4 protein-coding genes are annotated in these 4,170 nt (G+C 74.6%); 3 read left to right on the forward strand and 1 reads right to left on the reverse strand.

Annotated elements, in window-relative coordinates:
• Window positions 1–201: 201 nt before the first annotated feature.
• Entirely contained in the window at window positions 202–732 is a 531-nt protein-coding gene (locus tag ACSNN9_RS27950) for a M48 metallopeptidase family protein (protein ID WP_358081161.1), read from the reverse strand.
• 515 nt (window positions 733–1,247) lie between these two features.
• Here ACSNN9_RS27950 and ACSNN9_RS27955 point away from each other — a divergent pair.
• From ACSNN9_RS27955 to ACSNN9_RS27965, 3 genes are all read left to right on the forward strand, one after another.
• A complete protein-coding gene (locus ACSNN9_RS27955) occupies window positions 1,248–1,415 on the forward strand; it encodes a DUF5679 domain-containing protein (RefSeq protein ID WP_012014940.1) in 168 nt (55 codons plus the stop codon).
• Window positions 1,416–1,625: 210 nt separating this feature from the next.
• On the forward strand, window positions 1,626–2,678 hold the full coding sequence (locus tag ACSNN9_RS27960; RefSeq protein WP_436676300.1) for a TOMM precursor leader peptide-binding protein: 1,053 nt from the start codon (window positions 1,626–1,628) through the stop codon (window positions 2,676–2,678).
• 79 nt (window positions 2,679–2,757) lie between these two features.
• A complete protein-coding gene (locus ACSNN9_RS27965) occupies window positions 2,758–4,125 on the forward strand; it encodes an ABC1 kinase family protein (RefSeq protein ID WP_436676301.1) in 1,368 nt (455 codons plus the stop codon).
• The last annotated feature ends 45 nt before the right edge of the window (window positions 4,126–4,170 follow it).

Here is a 4,170-nt window from a genome sequence, read left to right on the forward strand (position 1 = left end):
CCGCCGGTGGCGCGGGGCGGGCGGCCGTCGGGGAGGGACGGGGACGGGGGCGGGATCTTGGTAGGAACAGGCCCCTGGAGGGGCTGTCTCGTACCAAGATCCCGGCGGCTTCCGCACGTCGAGGCGGTCGGGGCCGTCAGCGTCGCCAAGGGGACGCCGGGTGCCAGCAGGCGGGCGCCGGACGGCGCAGGTCGACGGGGGTCAGTCCGTCAGGGGGGTGCCGGAGGCCGCCGCCACGCCCTCCAGGTAGCCACGCGCCCGCTCGGACTTCGGGTAGCGCGCGACGAGCGCCCAGAACCGGGCGTTGTGGCTGGGCACGATGAGGTGCGCCAGCTCGTGCAGGAGCACGTAGTCGATCACCCAGTCGGGCATGTCCTGGACGCGGTGCGAGATGCGGATCGTGCCGTCGGCCGGGGTGCAGGACCCCCAGCGGCCGTTCTGGTTGGTGACCCAGCGGACGCTCGTCGGCACGGCCTGCGTGCCGTGCTCGGCGAGGTAGAGCTTGATCAGGCGGGTGGCCCGGACGAGCAGCTCGGAGTCGGACCGGGCGAGGCGGCCCTCCCGGGCGGCGAGCCGGGCGAGCATCCGGTCGACCCACTCGCTCTCCTCGGCCCGGGAGAACTGGTCCGGGATGAGGACGACGACCCGCTCACCGTCGCGGTACGCGGACACCGTGCGTCGCCGACGCTGGCTGCGCCGCACTTCGACGACCGGCTTCCGCGCCCCTGCCATCAGCGGGCCGCGCAGCCTCGGATTCCTGTCACGAAGGAAAGCTAATGCGTACTGACCAGGGGTCCGCAAGGGTCAACACCCCGACACCCGCCCGGAAAATGGTGATTGGTCGGCAGGAGTCCCAAAAAATCTTTGCCGGGCCGCGGTGATTCATCGCCGTCACCCTTCGTGGCGGTCGTCCGCGGGTGCGACGAGGTCGTACCCCCACCGTAGGTGATCTTCTCGGCGAGCGCAGCTCGGGGTGCCCCGCACGGGGCATCTGCCCGGGTTCGGTCGGCGTGTCCCCGCCAAACTGACTTATCCGACGTAATTCGCCATGCACACTCTCGACGTCGACTTGCTCACAGTGACGAAGCAGAGCTGACATGGAACCGCCCAGACCTGGGTAGGGTCCGCGGACCAGCGGTCACGAGCGTGGCCGTGGCAGAACGACCCAGCGCCGGCGCCCGAGTGGCCCGCCGCCGGGAACCCCCGCCGGGACGACATCGGCCGGCGGACGAGACGAGGAGGGCACCGTGGCCGACCAGGCCCAGACCTACAACGGTTACTGCGTCAAGTGCAAGGAGAAGCGGGACTTCGAGGGCCGCGTCGAGGTCTCGAAGACCGGGATGAACATGGCCAAGGGCAAGTGTCCGGTGTGCGGCACAACAGTGAACCGCATCCTGGGCAAGGCGAAGGTCTGACCTGTACGGATGCGTCGGAGGGGGGGGCCGTCGGCCGCCCCCTCCGGCATGACCACACCTGATCCGCCGTCCGCCCGCTGTCGGCTCGCCGACACGGTTACCGGCGGGTTGTGGATATCCCAGGATTTCCTGTGGACAGCCCTGGACAGGGCACAGCCCACCTGTGGACAACGATCGACGGTGAGCACGGGCACGGTCACGATCCGTGTCATGCGCCGTGCCACGCTGCCCCGGCCCACCCTGCTGCCGGGCCTCACCAGACTCTGGCGGGACCGCCACACCCTGCAACTCGGCGTCGAGCCAGGCCGCGCCGTACTGCTCGAGATCGCCGACCCCCGGGCCGCCCGCCTGCTCGACCTTCTCGACGGCACCCGCAGCGAACGGCTGGTCCTGGCGCACGCCGTCGCCGCCGAGGTGGCCCCCGACGAGGCCCGCACCCTGCTCGACGCCCTGCGGGCCGCGGGCCTGGTCGTACCCGCGCACACCCTGCTGCCGAAGGACCTGGCCGGCCCGCCCCGGGCCCGGCTCACCGCCGAGGCCGGGGCGCTCGCCCTGGCCTCGGCCCGGCTGCCCGGCACGCCCGCCCAGGTGCTGCGCCGCCGGCTGGCCGCCCGGGTGGTGGTCAGCGGCACCGGCCGCCTCGGCGCCCTGGTCGCCCTCGCGCTGGCCCAGGCCGGGGTCGGGCACGTGCACCCGGACCTGGCCGGCCCGGTGCGGCCGGCGGACCTGGTCGGCACCGGCATCCCGGCCACCGCGCTCGGCCGCCCGCTCGCCCAGGCGGTACGCGACGCCGTCGAGCGGGCCGCGCCCGGCACGGGCACGGGTCCCCTCCGGCGGGGCCGGGTCGACCTGGTCGTCCAGCTCGGTACGGACCGCCCGGCCGCCCTGCTCGCCGCCGGTCACGCCCAGCGCCGCCAGCCGCACCTGCTGCTCGGCCTCCGGGAGGGCGTGCCCGTGGTCGGCCCGCTCGTCCGACCGCCCGCCGGCCCCTGCCTGAACTGCCTCGACCTGCACCGGGCGGACCGGGACCCGGACTGGCCGGCGCTGGCCGCCCAGCTCGCGGCGGGCGCCGACGAGCGGGCGGGTGCCGCCGCGACCCTCCTGGCCGCCGGTGCGTACGCGGCGGCCGAGGCGCTGGCCCAGCTCGACGGGGGCACCCCGGAGACCCTGGGCTGCGCGGTGGAGATCACCGGGGCGGGACGGTTCCGCCGCCGGATGTGGCCGCCGCACCCCTCCTGCGGATGCTCCCGACGACGCCGGTGACGGCCCTGGAGGGCGGGGTCGGGCACCCAGCCCGGCGGCAGAGCAGCCGCGGGCCCCCGGAGTCGGTAACAATGGCCGGGTGACCGACATCCCGCGCCGGGCCGTGTCCCGGACCGCCAAGCTCGCCGCTCTGCCGCTCGGCTTCGCCGGTCGGACCGTCCTCGGCATGGGTAAGCGCGTCACCGGGCTCGCCTCCGACGTGATCTCCGCGGAGATCCAGCAGCGCACCGCCGAGCAGCTCTTCAGCGTGTTGGGGCAGCTCAAGGGCGGTGCGATGAAGTTCGGCCAGGCGCTGTCGGTCTTCGAGGCCGCCCTGCCGGAGGAGGTCGCCGCCCCCTACCGGCAGGCCCTGACCAAGCTCCAGGAGGCCGCGCCGCCGCTGCCGGCGGCAAGCGTGCACAAGGTGCTCGCCGAGCAGCTCGGCCCGGCCTGGCGGGACCGGTTCGTGGAGTTCGACGACACCCCCGCCGCCGCGGCCAGCATCGGCCAGGTGCACCGGGCGGTGTGGCGGGAGCCGGGCTACGGTCCCTCCGGCGCGCCGCAGACCCGCGACGTGGCCGTCAAGATCCAGTATCCGGGCGCCGGCGACGCCCTGCTCGCCGACCTCAAGCAGCTCTCCCGGCTGGGTGGGATGTTCCGGGCGATCCAGCCCGGGCTGGACGTCAAGCCCCTCCTGGCGGAGCTGCGGGAACGGATCACCGAGGAGCTCGACTACGAGCTGGAGGCCGAGTCGCAGCGCGCCTTCGCCGCCGCGTACGCGGACGATCCGGAGATCCACATCCCGGCGGTGGTCTCGGCCTCGCCCCGGGTCCTGGTCACCGAGTGGATCGAGGGCACCCCGCTGGCGGAGATCATCCGCGAGGGCACGGAGGAGCAGCGCGACGAGGCCGGCCGGCTGATGGCGATCCTGCACCTGTCCGCGCCGCAGCGGGCCGGGCTGCTGCACGCCGACCCGCACCCGGGCAACTTCCGGCTGCTGGCCGACGGCCGGCTCGGCGTGATCGACTTCGGCGCGGTGGCCCGGATGCCGGAGGGCACGCCCGAGCCCATCGGCCGCATCGCCGCGCTGGCGCTGCGGGGCGACGCCGACGAGGTGGTGGCGGGCCTGCGGGCGGAGGGCTTCATCGGTGCCACCGAGGAGATCGACGCCCAGGCGGTGCTCGACTTCCTCCGTCCGATGCTGGAGCCCATCGCCGCCGAGCAGTTCCGGTTCACCCGGGCCTGGCTGCGCACGGAGGCGGCCCGGCTGGCCAGTCCCCGCTCCCCCGCGTACCAGTTGAGCCGGCAGCTCAACCTGCCGCCGTCGTACCTGCTCATCCACCGGGTGACGCTCGGCTCGATCGGCGTGCTCTGCCAGCTGGAGGCGAAGGCGCCCTACCGGGGCATCCTGGAGCGCTGGCTGCCCGGCTTCGCCCCGTCGGCTGGGCAGCCCTCGGCCGGCGGCTGAGCGGGGCACGGAACGCGCTGAGGGGGGGGGGGGGGGGGGGGGGGG

This window comes from Micromonospora sp. URMC 107, from assembly GCF_051386315.1.
Classification (GTDB): domain Bacteria; phylum Actinomycetota; class Actinomycetes; order Mycobacteriales; family Micromonosporaceae; genus Micromonospora.